This window comes from Cryomorphaceae bacterium 1068 (assembly GCA_027214385.1).
In the GTDB taxonomy this organism is placed as follows: domain Bacteria; phylum Bacteroidota; class Bacteroidia; order Flavobacteriales_D; family Cryomorphaceae; genus JAKVAV01.
The window spans coordinates 130,898-146,594 of record JAPVXR010000005.1 but is presented as its reverse complement, the minus strand read 5'-3'; the positions used below and the strand labels follow the sequence as shown (position 1 = coordinate 146,594).

At 45.6% G+C, this 15,697-nt stretch carries 16 protein-coding genes; 11 read left to right on the top strand and 5 right to left on the bottom strand.

Annotated features, from left to right (window positions below; genetic code table 11):
- The first annotated feature begins 80 nt into the window (after positions 1-80).
- Together O3Q51_08990 and O3Q51_08985 are read left to right on the top strand one after the other, a co-directional pair.
- On the top strand, positions 81-1,724 hold the full coding sequence (locus O3Q51_08990) for a fasciclin domain-containing protein (protein MCZ4408942.1): 1,644 nt from the start codon (positions 81-83) through the stop codon (positions 1,722-1,724).
- A gap of 146 nt (positions 1,725-1,870) precedes the next feature.
- A complete protein-coding gene (locus O3Q51_08985) occupies positions 1,871-3,646 on the top strand; it encodes a T9SS type A sorting domain-containing protein (GenBank protein ID MCZ4408941.1) in 1,776 nt (591 codons plus the stop codon).
- Positions 3,647-3,673: 27 nt separating this feature from the next.
- On the opposite strand, the gene O3Q51_08980 is transcribed toward O3Q51_08985, so the two are convergent.
- From O3Q51_08980 to O3Q51_08965, 4 genes are read right to left on the bottom strand one after another with little or no spacing between them, the layout of a single operon-like run.
- Positions 3,674-4,435, bottom strand: a complete 762-nt coding sequence (locus tag O3Q51_08980) for an energy transducer TonB (GenBank protein MCZ4408940.1) — start codon at positions 4,433-4,435, stop codon at positions 3,674-3,676.
- On the bottom strand, positions 4,435-4,950 hold the full coding sequence (locus tag O3Q51_08975) for a biopolymer transporter ExbD (GenBank protein ID MCZ4408939.1): 516 nt from the start codon (positions 4,948-4,950) through the stop codon (positions 4,435-4,437). Before O3Q51_08975 ends, O3Q51_08980 begins: the two co-directional genes overlap by 1 nt.
- On the bottom strand, positions 4,934-5,530 hold the full coding sequence (locus O3Q51_08970; GenBank protein MCZ4408938.1) for a biopolymer transporter ExbD: 597 nt from the start codon (positions 5,528-5,530) through the stop codon (positions 4,934-4,936). Before O3Q51_08970 ends, O3Q51_08975 begins: the two co-directional genes overlap by 17 nt.
- 5 nt (positions 5,531-5,535) lie before the next feature.
- A complete protein-coding gene (locus O3Q51_08965) occupies positions 5,536-6,348 on the bottom strand; it encodes a MotA/TolQ/ExbB proton channel family protein (protein MCZ4408937.1) in 813 nt (270 codons plus the stop codon).
- A 294-nt stretch (positions 6,349-6,642) separates the two neighbouring features.
- Between O3Q51_08965 and hisG the strand changes: the two genes are divergently transcribed.
- From hisG to O3Q51_08920, 9 genes are all read left to right on the top strand, one after another.
- Positions 6,643-7,494: an ATP phosphoribosyltransferase gene (gene hisG / locus O3Q51_08960; GenBank protein ID MCZ4408936.1), complete on the top strand. Its 852-nt coding sequence runs from the start codon at positions 6,643-6,645 to the stop codon at positions 7,492-7,494.
- On the top strand, positions 7,491-8,771 hold the full coding sequence (hisD, locus tag O3Q51_08955) for a histidinol dehydrogenase (protein MCZ4408935.1): 1,281 nt from the start codon (positions 7,491-7,493) through the stop codon (positions 8,769-8,771). Before hisG ends, hisD begins: the two co-directional genes overlap by 4 nt.
- Complete coding sequence (hisC, locus tag O3Q51_08950) at positions 8,768-9,802, top strand: histidinol-phosphate transaminase (GenBank protein ID MCZ4408934.1); 1,035 nt, start codon at positions 8,768-8,770, stop codon at positions 9,800-9,802. The genes hisD and hisC overlap by 4 nt, the downstream gene beginning before the upstream one ends.
- Before the next feature lie 319 nt (positions 9,803-10,121).
- On the top strand, positions 10,122-11,210 hold the full coding sequence (gene hisB, locus O3Q51_08945) for a bifunctional histidinol-phosphatase/imidazoleglycerol-phosphate dehydratase HisB (GenBank protein MCZ4408933.1): 1,089 nt from the start codon (positions 10,122-10,124) through the stop codon (positions 11,208-11,210).
- A complete protein-coding gene (gene hisH / locus O3Q51_08940; GenBank protein MCZ4408932.1) occupies positions 11,207-11,791 on the top strand; it encodes an imidazole glycerol phosphate synthase subunit HisH in 585 nt (194 codons plus the stop codon). The genes hisB and hisH overlap by 4 nt, the downstream gene beginning before the upstream one ends.
- Positions 11,788-12,504, top strand: a complete 717-nt coding sequence (gene hisA / locus O3Q51_08935) for a 1-(5-phosphoribosyl)-5-[(5-phosphoribosylamino)methylideneamino]imidazole-4-carboxamide isomerase (GenBank protein ID MCZ4408931.1) — start codon at positions 11,788-11,790, stop codon at positions 12,502-12,504. Before hisH ends, hisA begins: the two co-directional genes overlap by 4 nt.
- Positions 12,498-13,244: an imidazole glycerol phosphate synthase subunit HisF gene (gene hisF, locus O3Q51_08930; protein MCZ4408930.1), complete on the top strand. Its 747-nt coding sequence runs from the start codon at positions 12,498-12,500 to the stop codon at positions 13,242-13,244. The genes hisA and hisF overlap by 7 nt, the downstream gene beginning before the upstream one ends.
- On the top strand, positions 13,241-13,831 hold the full coding sequence (hisIE, locus tag O3Q51_08925; protein ID MCZ4408929.1) for a bifunctional phosphoribosyl-AMP cyclohydrolase/phosphoribosyl-ATP diphosphatase HisIE: 591 nt from the start codon (positions 13,241-13,243) through the stop codon (positions 13,829-13,831). The genes hisF and hisIE overlap by 4 nt, the downstream gene beginning before the upstream one ends.
- A gap of 70 nt (positions 13,832-13,901) precedes the next feature.
- A complete protein-coding gene (locus O3Q51_08920; protein ID MCZ4408928.1) occupies positions 13,902-14,888 on the top strand; it encodes an SRPBCC family protein in 987 nt (328 codons plus the stop codon).
- A gap of 54 nt (positions 14,889-14,942) precedes the next feature.
- Here O3Q51_08920 and O3Q51_08915 read toward each other — a convergent pair whose 3' ends face one another.
- Complete coding sequence (locus tag O3Q51_08915) at positions 14,943-15,650, bottom strand: TIGR04283 family arsenosugar biosynthesis glycosyltransferase (protein ID MCZ4408927.1); 708 nt, start codon at positions 15,648-15,650, stop codon at positions 14,943-14,945.
- Positions 15,651-15,697 lie beyond the last annotated feature (47 nt).

Here is a 15,697-nt window from a genome sequence, read left to right as displayed (position 1 = left end):
ACGTTGTGAGAATTTACCACAATAGTGAATGCAAAGTTGTTTAGTCTGTCTAAATTTGTGGAAACTAAAAATCTAATTTCATGAAATTAAACTTTACTTCTTTAACATTGGTTGCAGCCCTTTTCGCTGGAACAGCAATGGCTCAGAGTACAAAGCATGTCGATGAGACCTATTCAATTTTCAACCGTTTTGAGAATGCTAAAAAAGGGACATCAGAAGAAAAAACAGTAACGGGTACATTATCTACCGCAAATGGCTATGAGGCAGATATGACCTTAGATATCCCATTTGTATTAGACATCACCAATCTTGATGACGAGTGGGTTGATTCATTGTCAATCACCTTCCCTGCTGGTTTCACAATCAATAGTGTGTCTAACGATGACGTATTCTTTCTATTCGACGATCCTAATTTTGATGATGAGGAATTTAATGGAATCGATGGGCAAACGGTAACTTGGGGAGATAATGATAACAACTGGGGTGGTATTGCTGCACCAGGGACTTACAACTTCACAATCAACGTAACTGTAGACGCTGGAATTTCGGGCGAGCAAACAGGTGACTTTTTCGCAAGTGGTGATCAATTCTCAGATCCTGCAGCAGACTTAGCGGGTACTTTTTCTATTGCAGAAGGAGCTCAAACGTCTGTTTTCTCTATTATCGCTGACAGTGATGACCACAACACTTTAGAAACAGCTCTTCTCGCTTCAGGACTAAATGCTCCATTGGAAGATTTAGAAGCCGACTTAACGGTTTTCGCTCCAACGGATGCTGCATTTTCTGCAATCCAAGAGGTTGTTGACGAATTGCTTATGGACCCAACAGGTGCATTGGCAAATGTATTATTGTACCACGTAGTTGCAGGAACTGCATTAAGCGGTGACTTATCTGATGGTCAAGAGGTTCTTACACTTCAAGGAGAGACTGTAACTGTTGCTATAAACGGATCGGTTATTACCATTAACGGTGCGGAAGTAACTATGGCTGATATTCCTGCTGACAACGGAGTTGTTCACGTAATTGACGCAGTATTAGTTCCTTCTACGTGCACAGTATTTGCGGGTGGTCCTTACAACGACTTTACTACTGCTTTCGGCGGTGCTCCGGTAGAAGAAAACGGAGTTTGTCCTGTAAACGCCATTGACGCATTTGAAAACTGGGCAAGTGAAGGATATATTGCCGCTGATTGTGTAGAAGGAGTTACTTACGAGTTCGGATTGCAAGATGGTGCTTCAGGCGCATGGGATCCTGCTTTCGTAATTATCGATGCAGCTACAGGAGAAGTTATCGCTTCTGAAACTGAAGGTTTGAGCATCACATGGCTATGTCCTGCTGATGGTGACTACATCTGGATCATTCAAGAGGAAGGTCTTTGTGGAAACCAATCAGATAACACTGGAACTGACAATGGTTTCCCATACATGACTTGTACAGACCCTCTTTCAAGCACCGATTTCGTGCTTTCAAATGATCTTGATGTATTCCCTAACCCGACAAACAACCAATTCACACTTGACATCGAGCTTAATGCTTCTGAAAGAGTGACGGTTGACTTAATCAACATCGTTGGTCAGGTAGTAAAGTCTGTAGATCTTGGTACACGTTCTGCCGGTCTTAACAGAGAGTACATTGACGTAAATGACCTCAGCGAGGGAATCTACTTCATGAACCTTACTGTTGGAGCGACTCAAGGAACAGTTAAAGTACAAGTGGTAAGATAATTTCGAATCCACTCATTCAATTGAAAGCCGTCCCAAGAAATTGGGACGGCTTTTTTTTTGACTTGTTAAGTATTGCCCGAATTCGATTTGGCTTTCCTTTTTATCCCCATTAGGTTTGAAATTGTTAATCTGTCAAATCAAAGCCTATGAGACCAATTCAACTCTGTGTCGTTTTATTCATCGCTATCAGTTCGACTGCGCTGGCACAAGAACAAGCGAACACCTTTGTATTCGAAGGGAATAATTTTAGGTGGACACAAACCACTAATGGGAGCCTTTTTTACAAAGAGTCAGAGGGGATGCAGGGTTTAGAAGTTCCTATTGATAGTCTCAATCACACAATGTTTGCCTCTGCCCTATGGGTTGGAGGGATAGATGCGAGTAATGAACTTAAAATATCCTTTAGACGCTTTTGTCAAAACGAGAATGAGAACTGCTATGAGAATTGGGGCCCACTTAAGCTTGATGGATCTTTGGCAACTCCTGAAGAAGTTGAGGATTACAATAAGATTTGGTTTGTGACCAATGATCAAATTGCAGCTCATATTGCTTTTGCAGAATGCATGAATAACCCTTCTTGCGACGAATCATTGGAATTTCCGAACTACGAAATACCCGAAGATTTTATTTCATGGCCTGCCGAAGGTGGGCTAGGTTTTACAGAAAACCTGGCACCCTACACGGATTACAATAGCAATGGGGTTTATGATCCTGAGAATGGCGATTATCCCGCAGTTTGCGGTGATTTTTCTTCGTATGCCATTTGGAATGATCTCGGAGCAAATGGCGCTTCTTCTGACGGAAATGAAATTGGACTCGAAGTACACACGACGGTTTATGGTTATAATTCAGAACAAGGTTCAGAATTTAATACACTGTTCGTGCAACACAAACTAATTAACAGGGGGTCTTTCGCACTAACAGATACCTACACAGGATTCTGGACTGATTTTGATATTGGGAATTACTCAGATGATTATGTCGCCACCGATGTTGGGAGAAGTATGTTCTACGGTTACAATGGCAGCCCATTTGACGGAAGCAGTGATGCTGGCCCTGGTTATGGCTCCGATGTGCCAGCCATGGGTGTAAAAGTTCTTTCAGGCGCTCTGACGCCTGCAAACGGCGCCGATGATGAAGCTGAATATCTAGAATTCTATGCTAACGAAACAAGTGGATACAGTGACGGCACTTTAGATAACGAGCGATTGGGATTATCGAAATCTGTGTCGTATAATAATTCAGATGGCCCCATAGCGACATGGGGACCTCAGAGTGGAATAGAGTATTATCATTACATGCGCGGAATATGGCGGGATGGTACTCCGCTTAAATTTGGCGGAACTGGTTATACGCCACAATCAATTGGTCAAATGACTGATTATATGTTTCCAGGGGAATCAGATCCTTTGTTCGCAGGGACCAATGGAATTAATCCGAACTATTCGTGGACCGAAGAAAATGAAGGGTTTCCCGCCCAAGATCGTCGCATGATCGGCTCCTCAGGCCCTTTCACCTTCGCTCCCGGCGATGTGCAATACATCGACCTCGCCTACATATTCGCACGCGAATCTTTCGATGATGAAGAAACTGTAATTGAAACCCTCCAACGCTTTGCCGATGAAGTGGAAGGAATGCAATGCGATCCCCTGCCTGCAATAGTGCTTTCTACTGATCGAGCCGAAGAAAGAAAACCACTGAAGGTATTCCCGAACCCGAGCAGCAGCAGCATTTCATTTGAATTAAATGAAAACGCGGCGCAACTCACTATGATTGACATTACGGGAAAAGTGGTGCGACAAGAATTCTTGAATTCGGGATTGCAACGCATCGACATATCTGATCTGGCTGATGGAATCTACCTGATTCAAGTGCAAGCAGATCAATCCATTTACCACGGGAAGGTAGTCGTCGACAAGTGAAATGTTAAAGCAAAGTGATTAATGACCTTACTTCAACACAAACCTAATCGGCAACGTAAACCGCACGCTTACTTTTTGCCTGTTTTGAAGTCCTGGCTTCCATGGCGGCATGCCTGAAATGACTCTCACGGCCTCTTCATCCAATGAGGGATGGACTCCTCGTACAACTTGAATCTCTTCAATAGTTCCTTTATCAGTCACTACAAAAGAGACGTATACGAGACCTTGGATCTTGGCCTCCTTCGCCATTGACGGGTAACGCAGATTGTCCTTCAAATATGTGTTCATCGCTTCAACTCCACCGATAAATTCGGGCATCACTTCCACAAATTCAAAAACCTCAACGGCTTCCTCCGGCTTTTCGGATACAATCTCTACCTCCTCACTGTCAATCATAATGCTGTCTAAGCCTTCGATATTCTCCGTTCCAATAAAATCCTGACTCAACTCGTCCATCGTTGGGATAATATCCTCATCGATCACATCTTCATCTTTTTTCGGTTTTGGCGGTAGGTATTTGATCACTTTGGCCTTTGGCTTTGCCTCTAACACGGGTGGTTGTACTTTCTCCAAATCGATGGGTGGCGGAGCTTTGAGCTCGGAGTAGTTGATCACCTTTTTCACTTTTACCGAAATGGCCTCTTCGCTTTTACGGTTTAACCGATCCACAATAAGCGGATAAACCACTGCAGCCGTGACCAGCAAAAGAGCAATCCCCAAAGAAATAAGGGCAGACATCGGATATTTCCGTTCCAATTCTTCAGCTCCATATGTCTTGGCAGCGTCCATTATTCCTCCATTTCCATATCAAATTCAGAAGGCTCGATCAAGGAGTAGCGCTCTACACCCGAGTAACTCAAAACGTCTAGCACCAGCACCAAGTCTGCGTATTCGTTGGAAGGTAGCGGCTTGATCAGCACCACAAGATCCGTGGTATTCGCATTGGCTTCTGCCAAAATTTTTAGGAGCTCCTTTTCTTGATAGTCAATTTCAAAAGTTTCAGGTTCAGTAATCCCTCTGTACCACACTATCTCATTCTCCTTTAGAACCAAGCTCATTGTTTTGGATTCCTTGACAGGAGTCTCCTTGATTTCTGCCGTGTCTTTTGCTTTGGCCGGAACGAGTATTTCCATTGCCTGTGGTTTGCTGAAAGTCGTTGCCAACATGAAAAATGTCAAAAGGAGAAAAGCCAAATCCACCATTGGATTCATGTCCACATCGACTTCCCGCTTCAATTTTTTACGAGCATCGTCGTCGCGACCGTGGATTTTGTCTATATCGATATCTTCAAGATTTGGTAACATCTTCTTCCGTTTTTTCGGTTACCAAATTGAATCGCGTCACTCCCAGTTCGCGAAGTGTTTCAAACACTTCGTGAATCACGGGATACTTTGTCTCTCCATCGGCATTGATGGCAAAACGCAAATTGGGATTGACCGCGCGGGCATTCCTAATCCAATAGAACAATTGAGAGTCTTCCGTTAATGGAATCCCCTGCTGTGCAAATGGCCTTCTGCTTGCCTTTGCATCCAGAAATTCCCCCATCTTTTCCACGGGAACGCCTGCGGTAGCTATGAGTGAATAGGTATTTAATTGACTTTCGTCGAAAAAGACTCCAAACTCTCGCCCCACTCGGCCCAGTAGCTCTCTTCGATCAAACTTATTGTCAATTCCAAAAAAGACCACTCCCGTCTTGGTAATTGTGATAGTTGCTAAATGTCGCTCGGGAAGCTTCACCTCCGCCGATGACGGCGGAATGAGGACTTCTTCGGGTAGCTCAGGGCGAAATGTTGTAGTCATCATAAAAAAAGCTACCAACAAAAAAGCCATGTCGACCATCGGATTCATGTCGAGTTTTGGCTTCGTCTTTATGTTGCGCATCATTGCCATCAGCTATCGATTTCTTCTTTAAATCGACTCATTAGAGCGTAATTGGTTTCATCTGCCGCGTAAGTGATGCGATCAATCAGCGTATTGTAAAAATTGAAAACCACGATAGCTATCGCGGCAGTGCTGATCCCCAAAGCCGTTGTGACCAAAGCTTGTGAGATACCACCTGCAAGTCCGACTGCATCTGAAGAGCCTGCCCGGGCCAAAGCACTGAAGGCGCGAATCATCCCCGTTACCGTACCTAATAATCCAATCAGAGTAGCTACAGAAGCAATGGTCGAAATGATGGCCATATTTCGTTCCAAATGTGGTAGTTCCAAGTGAGTCGCTTCTTCGAGTTCCCTTTTCAGTCGGAAGGCTTTCTCTTCGGGCCGTAGTTTCTCGACCTTGACAATCTGCAAGTAGGAATCGATTCCTTTGCGGACTACGTTTCCAACGGAACCCTTGTGCTTTTCGCAAGCTTCATGAATGGCATCTATATCGCCACGACCCAAGAGGAGCTTGATATTGCGAGCAAACTCTTTGTTTTTTCCCTTGCCATTGGCACGGGCCAAATTGATTCCCCTTTCCACGGTATAAGTAATCAGAATGATAATGAAGGAAAGTTGCAAGATGACAATACTACTTCCCTTGTATATCACACCAAGGTAGTTCCCTTCGACAGGTTCGTTTGATGGATCGCCTCCCACAAAGTTGTCAGGGTGTCCGAGAACATTGAAATAAATAAAGTAGGAAGCGATCAGAGATACGACGATAACGACAATTCCCATTATCGACGATAATGTCGTTGTTAGGTTTTTAGATTTTTGCATAACACTGGTTGAGGTACTTTCGAAGTTAAACAAAATCGTAAGTGAAAAAGATGATTTAAGTCACCTAATGCTTCACGATTGATAATAAAAACGATCGATTCAAAACCTTCATCAACTTTATTTGTTGGTTAAGACCAAATGCAATTACTTTGCACTCGCATAATGAGAACACATTTACATCATCATTTTACTTTACTCTTCGATTCCGAACAGAGGTAGTGGTGTTGTGCATATAAACGAACAAAAGCCCCTCCGAATTCGGAGGGGCTTTTTTATTGAATAAAAATCGAAAGAATGAAATTGAAAGTTGCGGTACAAAAAGGCGGAAGATTAAGCGAAAAGAGTGTGGAGCTTTTAAAGAATTGTGGAATCAAAGTTTCCAACGGCGGTAAGTTACGAAGCGAAGCTACCAACTTCCCCTTGGAGGTACTTTACCTGAGAGATGACGATATTCCTCAATACGTCGCCGATGGGGTCGCCGATCTTGGAATCGTGGGTGAGAACGTGGTTAAAGAAAAGAAGAAAGATGTCGAAGTGGCCGAGGCCTTGGGTTTTGCCAAATGCCGCCTCTCCATGGCCGTTCAACGAGAAGTGGAATATCCGGGACTCGATTGGTTCAACGGTAAAAAGATCGCTACCAGCTATCCCAATATCGTCAAAACCTTCCTTGACGAAAAAGGACTGACCGCTGAAATCGAAGAAATCAGCGGAAGCGTGGAGATCGCGCCGAGCATCGGGCTGGCCGATGCGGTTTGCGACATCGTGAGCACGGGCAGTACGCTCTTGGCGAATGGCCTCAAAGAAGTCGAGACTGTAGACCGAAGTGAAGCCGTGCTAATTCAAAACAAGAATCTCAGCGCTGAGAAAGCCGGATTGGTAGAGAAATTACTCTTTCGAATCAGGGCGGTAAACAAAGCCGACAAGTTCAAGTACATCTTGCTCAATGCTCCCAACTCTTCGCTTGGTGAGATCTCTTCCCTCCTTCCGGGAATGAAAAGTCCGACGGTTTTGCCATTGGCAAAAGAAGGCTGGAGCAGTATGCACTCGGTAGTGAAAGAAGACGAATTCTGGGAAGTGATTGATAAATTGAAAACAGCTGGAGCCGAAGGAGTTTTGGTATGTCCAATCGAAAAAATGGTGCTATGAAAACGGTTAAATTTCCCGCCAAGGAGCAATGGAATGAGCTAATTCAGCGACCCGATTTTGAAAACGACAGAATCAAAGAGTCGGTAGAGGAGATTCTGGCCGAGGTTAAAAATGGCGGCGATGCTGCTGTATTAAATTTCACCCGCAGATTTGACGACGCAGACCTCGATGGAATCAAAATAAATTTAGAAGCTGATACAGACGACTTGAGCGAGGATCTGAAAGCAGCGATCAACTTGGCGATCGAAAATATCGAGCGATTTCACCGCGCCCAAACCGACGAGGTCGAGAAGATCGAAACTGCACCAGGAGTAACTTGCTGGCGCAAAAGCCTGCCCATCGAAAAAGTCGGACTCTACGTTCCGGGTGGAACGGCACCGCTCCTCTCCTCTTTGATGATGCTGGGTGTACCAGCCAAGCTAGCGGGCTGCCGCGAAATCATCGTTTGCACACCGCCAAACCGCGACGGTTCCATTCACCCGGCCATTCGTTACATTGCGCGAAAGCTCGACCTGAAAGTAATCTACCGTATGGGAGGTGCTCAGGCAATTGCCGCTATGGCTTACGGAACATTAACAGTTGCCAAAGTGGATAAGATCTTCGGGCCCGGCAATCGATTTGTCACACTCGCAAAGCAGCTGGTGCAACAAGAAGGAACCGCCATCGATATGCCCGCCGGTCCAAGCGAAGTCTTGGTGATTGCCAATGCTGAAAGCAATGCGGCTTTTGTCGCTGCTGATCTATTGAGTCAAGCCGAACACGGCGCAGATAGCCAAGTGGTTTTGGTGATGAGCGAAGAACGAGGTGATGCTTCGGAAAAATTGGGAGGAATTCTCGAAGAAGTAGAATCGCAAGTTTCAGTTTTGCCACGCCAAGAAGTAGCTCGTAAGGCACTTCAAAATAGTCTGGCAGTGATCATGAAATCAGATCAAGAGGCAATGAATTTCTCCAACCGATACGCCCCCGAACACCTCATCCTCTCCACCGAAAATGCACGTGAACTGGCGGAAATGGTAGAAACGGCTGGGAGCGTCTTCATCGGGAAATGGAGTTGCGAAAGCTTGGGCGATTACGCCAGTGGAACAAACCATACCTTACCGACAAATGGCTTTGCGAGAAGCTACTCGGGAGTATCGCTGGATAGTTTTGTGAAGAAAGTGACCTTCCAAGAAGTAACGAGAGAAGGGCTGGAAAATATCGGTCGAGAGGTAGAGCTATTGGCAGAAGCCGAAGGACTGCAAGCCCACAAAAACGCGGTAAGCCTGCGATTGAAATGAAGAAAGCATTCGACATAATGAGTCTGGTTCGGGAGAATGTGAAAGCACTCTCGCCTTACCGTAGCGCCCGCGATGAATTTACGGGAAAGGCAATGATCAGTCTGGATGCCAACGAGAATCCATTTGATCACCAATCGCTGAATCGCTACCCTGACCCTTATCAGCGGAAACTCAAGCAAAAAATCAGCGCTTTAAAAGGCGTTGAAGAGTCGTCGATCTTCTTGGGAAATGGCAGCGACGAGGCGATTGATCTATTGATCCGCGCTTTCTGTGAACCAGGCGAAGAATCCATTCTAACCTTCACCCCCACTTACGGGATGTACCGCATTTCGGCCGATATTAATGCGGTGGAAACTGTAGAAGTTCCGCTCAAGTCAGATTTTCAAATTGATTTGGAAAAGGCGCTGAAAGTGGATGCCAAACTCACCTTCATTTGCTCCCCTAATAATCCGACGGGAAACGATATGAATACCGAGGCTGTGGAAACCATCTTGCGAAACAGCGAGGGATTGGTCATTGTGGATGAGGCCTACATCGATTTCTCAAAAAGAGAATCCTGGACCAAACGGCTCGAGGAATTTCCCAATCTGGTTGTGCTACAAACCCTGTCCAAAGCATATGGTCTGGCGTCCATTCGTCTGGGTATGGCTTTCGCCAATGAGGTAGTAATCGAAATCTTGAATAAAATAAAACCGCCTTACAACGTGAACGGGCTCACGCAAAATTATGCTTTGGAAGCTCTGGAAGATGGAGAATCTTTAAAGTCAGAAATTGAGATGATTCTAAAAGATCGAGCAGAAATGAAAGTGGCATTGAAAAAACTCAATGTCGTGAAAAAAATCTATCCTTCAGAAGCGAACTTCTTGCTGATTGAAATCAATCGAGCCACGGAGCTTTACCATTACCTCGCCGAAAAAGGAATCGTGGTGCGCGATCGCTCAAAGCAAGTCAAAAATGCCCTGCGCATAACCATCGGTACTCCTTCGGAAAACGAAACATTATTAGAAGCCATTAAAAAATTCTTCGCATGATGTATAACTCACTTACAAGGCTCAATACGAACCAAATTGATCACATCGAACTCTGCCTGTCACGCTCTATTCCAAATGAAATTCATCGCGGCTCGATGCCCGATGAATTCTCAACGTTTTCCCCAGTGCAGCTCAAGGCAAATTATGCAGACGACCGACAGGGAGCGAATAATTTGACTGAGCGAGTCAAAAGGTCGCTTGCATTTTTTAGAAGCGACCGAAGACGCACCTAAGGAAAACAAATGAATTTTGGTTCTTTTCTTCTTTGGGAAAAGAACATAAAGAAACTAAGCCTATTAAGGCTGCATGAAAAAGACAAATGAAAAAAATCCTCTTTATAGACCGCGACGGCACCATCATCGAAGAGCCCGCCGACGAGCAGATTGATAGCATTGAAAAACTTCGTTTCCTCCCAGGAGCTATTACCAATCTGGCCAGAATTGCGCGTGAAACCGATTTCCTGCTGGTAATGGTGACCAACCAAGACGGACTGGGAACCGAGACTCACCCGGAAGAAAACTTTTGGCCGCCTCACATGAAGATGATCCAAATCTTGGAAGACGAGGGTATTCACTTTGACGAGATTCTCATAGACCCAACTCGTGCCGAAGACAATGCTCCCACTCGGAAGCCTGGCACGGCCATGCTCACTCACTACTTGAAAGGCGATTACGACATGGCCAATTCCTACGTCCTCGGCGACCGCAAAAGCGACATCCAACTCGCCGAAAACTTGGGAGCGCAGGCCATTTACATCACCGACGAAGAAGACGATAAAGCGGCTTTGACGACCAAAAGCTGGGAGGTCATTTACAAGTTTTTGAAAGGAAGATTCCGCAGAGCAGAAGTAAAACGAGCGACGACGGAAACCGACATCAAGATTGCTTTGAACCTCGATGGTTCGGGACAATCAAAAATTTCTACCGGTCTGGCGTTTTTCGACCATATGCTGGAGCAATTGGCCAAGCACGGCGGAATCGATTTAGAAATAGCGGTACAGGGCGACCTCATCGTCGATGAACACCACACCATCGAAGACACCGGACTAGCGTTGGGTGAAGCTTTCCGAAAAGCGTTGGGAACCAAAAAGGGAATCTCGCGATATGGCTTCACTTTGCCGATGGACGACTGTTTGGCTCAGGTTGCTCTCGATTTTGGCGGAAGACCTTGGCTCATTTGGGATGCCGAATTCAAGCGCGAAAAAATCGGTGAAATGCCCACTGAGATGTTCTCACACTTTTTTAAAAGTTGGGCAGACTCCTCCATGTGCAACCTCAACATCAAGGCCGAGGGAGAAAACGAACACCACAAGATCGAGTCGATATTCAAAGCTTGGTCGCGCGCCATTCGCATGGCCATTGCCGATAACGGCGATTACCGAATCCCCAGTACCAAAGGAAGCTTATGATCGCCATCGTTGATTACAATGCGGGAAATGTTCGCTCGGTGCTGAACGCCCTACACCGATTGGGAGCGGAAGCTGAAGTAAGCTCAGACCCCGAGTTATTGAAGAAAGCTGACCGCGTGATATTCCCTGGTGTAGGAAATGCCAAACCTGCCATGCAGAATTTAAGAGAACGAGGTCTTGACAAAATCTTGCTTGAACTGCACCAACCCTTTCTCGGTATCTGTCTGGGCATGCAACTCATGTGCAGCCACAGCGAAGAAGGAGATACCGATTGCCTTGGCATTTTTCCCGAAAGGGTAAAACGCTTTGAAGCCGACAAGCGCGTGCCCCATATGGGTTGGAATGAACTGGTAGAAATGAGAGGACCATTATTCGAAGGCTTGTCCGAACGAGCGGACGTTTACTTCGTCCACTCCTATTTTGTGGAGCTTGGTTCCGACACTTCCGCGAAAAGCGGCTACGGCCATTCTTTTACGGCGGCGCTTCAACGAGACAACTTCTATGGAGTGCAATTTCATCCTGAGAAATCGGGAGAGGCAGGTGCTCGTATTCTATCGAATTTTTTAAAAATCAATCCATGAAAATAATACCCGCTATCGATTTGATTGATGGGAAGTGTGTGCGCTTAACCAAAGGCGATTACAGCACGAAGAAAGAATATTCTAGCGATCCGCTCGACATGGCGATGCGCTTTGCCGATGCAGGCCTGAGCTACCTCCATTTGGTGGATCTGGACGGAGCCCGAACGGGAGCGGTGGTCAACCACAAGACGCTCGAAAAGATTGCTTCAAAGACTCCGCTGGAAATAGATTTTGGCGGTGGCATCAAGTCGGATGAATCCATTCGAATCGCCTTTGAATCTGGTGCGAAAAAAGTAACCGTGGGAAGCGTAGCCGTCAAAAACCGAGAGCTCGTGACAGAGTGGCTCAGCATTTATGGAAATCAAAAGCTGATACTTGGCGCGGATGTAAAAGGAGAAAAAATCGCCATCTCAGGCTGGACGGAAACGGGCGATGAGTACATCTTCGACTTTGTGAGAGAATATTTGGAGAAGGGATTTAAAACCGTGATCAGCACCGACGTGGCCAAAGACGGAATGCTGGAGGGGCCATCGTTCGAGTTGTACAAAAAGCTATTAGGTGAAATCGAAAATCTCAACCTGATTGCCAGTGGTGGTGTCAGAGACATGGAAGATTTGGAAAAACTGCGGGAAATGGGAATGTACGGAGCCATCATTGGCAAAGCCATTTACGAAGGGCGCATTGACCTGAAAGACCTCTCGAACTTATGCTGAAGAAACGAATCATACCCTGTCTCGACATCAAGGATGGTCGTACCGTAAAGGGCGTCAACTTCGTCAATCTACGCGACGCGGGAGATCCCGTAGAATTGGCGGAAGCCTATTCTAAAGAAGGAGCAGACGAACTGGTCTTTCTGGACATTACTGCGACGGTGGATAAGCGCAAAACGCTTGTTGAATTGGTGGAGCGAATCGGTGAGCGCATCAACATTCCGTTTACCGTCGGTGGTGGAATTTCGAGTGTGGAAGACGTCGCCGCTCTATTGAAAGCAGGCGCCGATAAAGTGAGCGTGAACTCATCGGCGGTGAAGCGGCCTGAATTGCTCAACGAGATTTCCGAGCGATTTGGAAATCAATGCCTGGTGTTGGGGCTCGATGCGAATTGGCTGGACGGCCGATGGGTGGTTTTTACCCACGGCGGTCGCACTCCCACGGAGAGAGATGCCGTAGAATGGGCCAAAGAAGCCGAAGAACGCGGAGCGGGTGAAATCCTCCTTACCTCGATGCGAAAGGACGGAACCAAGAGCGGATTTGACGTCGACTTGACCAAAGCCATTAGCCATGCGACCAATATTCCCATCATCGCTTCGGGCGGTGCGGGCAAGATCGAAGACTTTACCGAAATATTTCAGATTGCCGATGCCGCATTAGCTGCGAGTATTTTCCACTTTGGCGAAATACCTATTCCCGAATTAAAGAAGACATTAAGAACCCAAAACATATCGATACGATGAATCCCGATTTTGAGAAAGGCGACGACTTGATTCCCACCGTAATCCAAGATGACCGAACCAAGGAAGTGCTGATGCTCGGCTATATTAACGATGAAGCATTTGAGCGAACTAAAGCCGAGGGGCTTGTTACCTTCTACAGCCGCAGCAAGAACAGACTCTGGACAAAAGGTGAAACATCGGGTAACCACTTGAAATTTGTTTCGGCTAAGCTCGACTGTGATCGAGATACGCTCTTGATTAAAGCCATTCCTTCTGGTCCAGTGTGCCACCAAGGGACAGAGACCTGTTTTGGCGACAAGGGGGCAAAGGGGTTTATGTATGAGTTAGAAGCGACAATCAAAGACCGAAAGGACAATCCTTTGGAGGGAAGCTATACTACATCGCTATTCGAAAAAGGCATGAATAAAATTGCGCAAAAAGTAGGCGAGGAAGCAGTGGAGCTGGTGATTGAGGCGAAAGACAACAACGATGATCTCTTCAAAAATGAAGCGGCTGATTTGATGTATCACTTTTTGATTCTACTAGAGGCGAAGGGCTTTGCTTTAAAAGATATAGAGGCCGTTTTACAAAGTAGACAAAAAGGTTAATGCACTTCTTTTCAGGTAGTAAGGTTGAAGTATTTTTCTACTTTTGAGTACAAACTAAACTTAATTTACCATGAAAAGTAGAATAATCATTGCTGGCATAGGAGTCGCCCTTATGGCTTCTTGCAGCCCTACGGAGTATCGCGTTGAGCGATCCGCTACAATTGATGCTCCCGCAAAATTGGTCTTCGATCAAGTGAACAACCACAAAATGCGCGATGCATGGAGTCCATGGGAAAAAATGGATCCCAATATGGACAAAACCTACGAAGGCCCTGAGGCAGGAGTTGGCGCCATTTATAAGTGGACTGGAAACGATAGCGTCGGAACGGGAATCCTTGAGATAACCGAAAGTGTTCCGAATGAATACATTAAGGCCACGCTAACCTTCACCTCACCTTGGGAATCTGAATCCATTGTAGAATGGGACTTTGAAGAAACACCTGATGGAGTGAAAGCGACATGGGCGGTAAACGGAGAATTTCCGGGATATCTTTTCTGGATGGATGCTGAAGAAATGATGGGAGAAGATTTTCAAGAAGGCGTTGATCAACTCAAACTTGTCGCTGAAGAAAAGGCTTCTGCTGCACCTGATATGCCTATTTCAGAAGTAGAAGTGGAAGCCATGCCCATTTATTACATCGAAGACGAAATCAAGATTTCGGAAATGTCCAGTGACTTTTACGGAGAGCGGTATGGCAAGATTGGCGCTTACTTAGGAGCCGATTCTCAGAATATGTTAGAAATGCCTCTGGCAGTTTACAATGAATGGGATGAAGAAAATGATAAAGCAGTAATTGCCGTAGCGATGGCTTGTGAGTCGGACAAAGAGGGAGAAGGAGAAATAAAGAAAGGAATGTCTCACGGTGGAAAAGCGGTGAAATGTGTCTATACAGGTCCTTACGAAGAAGGTGATAAACCACACAATGCGATAGCTGCTTATATGGAAGAAAACAACCTTCAAATGGCAGGTCCACCTTGGGAAGTATATGCTTCTGACCCTGGTTTGGAACCTGACTCTACAAAGTGGGTCACTCACGTATACTACCCGATAATGTAAAATTCACAATACTTTAAATTGAAAAGGCAAACCGCACAAGCAGTTTGCCTTTTTTTATGCCTTTGGGTGATTGATTAGTCGCAGGTAAAGCCGTTTCAAGCTATCGGGCTTTACACCGAAATAGTACAGAGAGAAAACGATGAAATTGGAAATGTTTACCCACCAATAAGGATTCTCTTCATATTTCCTGGCCGAAACAATGACATCGTCTTGTATAAGCTGAAATCTCGCAATTCTCTTACCACGGCGAATGATGTCATAATCTTCCATGACAATGTGATCTTCTCGATACCCACCAAGTTTAGTAAAAAGCTTTTGCGAAATGAAAAGACTCTGATCGCCTCCACGGACCATCATAACCGGAAGTCGCGTACACCAGGAGTTGAATTTTAAATTCGGCCTATCAGAATTGAACTTAAAACGGAACGAGCCAAATGTATTTTCATCCTTCGCAGCATCAAGAATTTGCGCGGCAAAATCCCTCGGTGGCAGCGTATCTGCGTGAACGAAGTAAAGCAGTTCAGCTTTCGCCAAATCAGCGCCGGCATTGAGTTGTTTAGGTCTCGATGGTTCATGGACGGCAACTGTTTGTGCTCCCAATTTCGTTGCAATCTCTACAGTTCGATCTGTGCTATTGCCATCGGCAACGATGATCTCAACGCTACGCTCATTGTCGGTCAAATGACGGATGAGCCTTCCGATATGCTCCTCTTCGTTGAGCGTTGGAATTATTATCGATATTTCGGGAACGGTATTTGCCACTTTAAAATCTATTATGACTTTGCGAACGTAACTATAATACGTTCAAC